Here is a 302-nt window from a genome sequence, read left to right as displayed (position 1 = left end):
TGTTGCGCTTCGTCTTTGGCTGCACCCGACTCCAGGGCCATCAATGAACCGTTGAGCATTCAACGCCAGATCTTCGGAAGTGGCGAGCAAGGTGCAGCAGGCTCGCAGCAAGCAGAGCCGGTGGGCGACTATGGCGTCTGGCATGTGCCGCAGTACCTGCCTGGCTATCCGACTGCAGCAACGATATGGCCCCGCGCTATCCCTGTGAAATGCAAGGACAGGCAGTGCGAAGGCTATGTGATTACCCCGCAGATGGGGCCAGGTGAGTACCTGTTCTTCGTGCCTACAAGCGAATAGACTGG

Annotated in this window: 1 protein-coding gene; it reads left to right on the top strand. The window is 58.6% G+C overall.

Going from position 1 to position 302, the window contains the following annotated elements:
* The coding region (locus tag AAIL67_RS24800; RefSeq protein WP_343485413.1) for a hypothetical protein at positions 1 to 297 on the top strand (297 nt) is incomplete at its 5' end.
* Between the last annotated feature and the right edge of the window lie 5 nt (positions 298 to 302).

This window comes from Comamonas sp. A7-5 (genome assembly GCF_039581385.1).
GTDB lineage: Bacteria > Pseudomonadota > Gammaproteobacteria > Burkholderiales > Burkholderiaceae_C > Comamonas > Comamonas thiooxydans.
The sequence above is the reverse complement of the archived record's forward strand: the minus strand, read 5'-3'. Positions and strand labels throughout refer to the sequence as shown.